The 1,825-nt window shown below is 62.8% G+C and carries 1 protein-coding gene; it reads right to left on the bottom strand.

The features are described from left to right. Positions 1-623 precede the first annotated feature (623 nt). Positions 624-1,703 (bottom strand): N-6 DNA methylase, encoded by a 1,080-nt coding sequence (locus IEW22_RS19725; RefSeq protein WP_188589086.1) that lies wholly within the window; start codon positions 1,701-1,703, stop codon positions 624-626. Positions 1,704-1,825: the final 122 nt, after the last annotated feature.

Here is a 1,825-nt window from a genome sequence, read left to right as displayed (position 1 = left end):
TGCCTTTCCGCCAGCGCTGCAACGCTGACTTGATCAAGTGACTACCGGGATCATATTTGCGGGAAGGCACGCCCTCCCAGATCCACAGGTCTTGATCATTCCTCCGCCGGCGGAGTCTTTTCGAGAGTGAGCGCCTCGAGATGCAGGTCGAGCTCGTCCAAGAGCGGCAATAGTCGCCGAGTCGAGATTTTAGTCGCTCCTTAATCGTTTTTGAGGTCAATGAAGCGTCTCGATGCTCCACCCGACGTAGTCGCGCTGCTTCGGTGATTGCCGTCTTCAACAGAAGTTCGGTTGCATGGCGATGGAGGTGGAGCTACGGCATGAAGATAGTGTCGTCAAACGGCTTACCGGTAAACGAGGCGGCGAGTCGGTCTGCGGCCTCGCGGAAGTACATCGCATACTCGGATAGTCCGGCCGCTCCTCTTCGCATGACGAGGTCTCGATACTTATCGGCCGGATAGTTTGAGAACAGATTCGAACCCATCGGATGACTCTAGATCCGGGGGCCGACGAGTGCGACCAATTTTCTGGGCAGTCAGCGCGGTTTGCACTACTTCCACGACAACTCAGCCCCCGTGCGCGCTCCTACACCGAACGGCGCTCGTGCCGAGACGCGGGCACCCTTACGCCTCGGCGAGACCCCCGAAGTCCGCAAGGAGGCTCTCTACGTCGTCCTGTAGTTCGCTCTCAGGCCCGTACTGGTAGCTGACCATGCGCACGCTGCGCCCCTCGGTCCGGTTGTAGAAGTAGGTGGTGAACTGAGCGCTGCTCGGCGCTGCGCGGAGCTGCACGAAGTGCCCTAGCCGCAACGGCGACTGTGACCCGTCCCTGACGAGGTAGAGTTCGTCTTCGAACATGTGGTCCCCCACGGCGAACTCACGGGTTGCAAACGGTGTCCGAGTCCCTACGGCGACCTCGGCGGTCTGTACGAGGCCGTCGCGGCGACGCTTGGCGCTACCGGGGCGGACCAGCACGAGCTGTGACCAGACGTTCCCGAGGAGCCCGCGAAGCTCTCTGAGGTCCGAGTCGAGCGAGCCGACCTGTGTCCTCAGCGCCTGCTCCGAGGTGTAGCCTGCGTGGCCAGACCACCGGTTGCGCTTGCCGTTCACCTGCTTGAACTTCTCGACGACGTCTTTCGAGATCAGCTTCTCGATGCTGGCGCGGCCAAGTTCGGCGAACGCGCGGCGGACACGGGCCTCGTCATCGGCGTCGCCGTCCGCTAACGCGCTGCGCAGGTTCTTCGACGTCTTTTCGACGATGACTACCCAAGTTCCGAAAGAAGCCTTCTCAATGCCTAAGTGCTGCTCATGCAGGGTTTGACGTATTGCGGCCTCGGTCTCGCTGCTGCTGCCTGGATCGCTACGGCTGGCGGCGAGCAGGACGGTCGCGTGGAAGGTCACAATCGCCTCCCAGGCGTGGAGATAGGCGCGCTGCTGCTCCGCCACTGACCGGGCGGACTCTGCGGTCCACAGCGCCGATGCGATCGGGTACGGCAGCTGATCGAGCCAGGTCGTCAATGAGTCGTCGAAGGCGCCAGCGACCTTGCTCACCACCTCGTCAGCGTTCTCCGGCGCCGACCAGATGCTCGCCCGTCGGGCTCCGAGGTCAGCTTGGAACGAGCTGAGCCGCTCGTCCACCGACGCGAGGGCGAGCTGGACGCCGAGATCCGGGACCGGAACGAGGAGCTCGTCGGCCCACCGCATCAATGAGTTGGCGTCCGTGGCCGTGGCCGCCCTGAACAGCGCTGTCGCCAGGCGAGGGGACGTGGCCGGCTGCGTTCTGCACAGCGATAGAGGGTCTCAATTTCGTTCGAAGAAGATGCAGA

Origin of the sequence: Gordonia jinhuaensis, from assembly GCF_014639795.1 — a bacterium.
GTDB lineage: Bacteria > Actinomycetota > Actinomycetes > Mycobacteriales > Mycobacteriaceae > Gordonia_B > Gordonia_B jinhuaensis.
Note: the sequence above shows the minus strand (reverse complement) of the source record. Positions and strands in the feature narration are given on the sequence as shown.

Excerpts from the sequence above, each read along its gene's own strand:
- IEW22_RS19725 (WP_188589086.1), bottom strand. The coding sequence starts at position 1,703 with ATGCGGTGGGCCGACGAGCTCCTCGTTCCGGTCCCGGATCTCGGCGTC.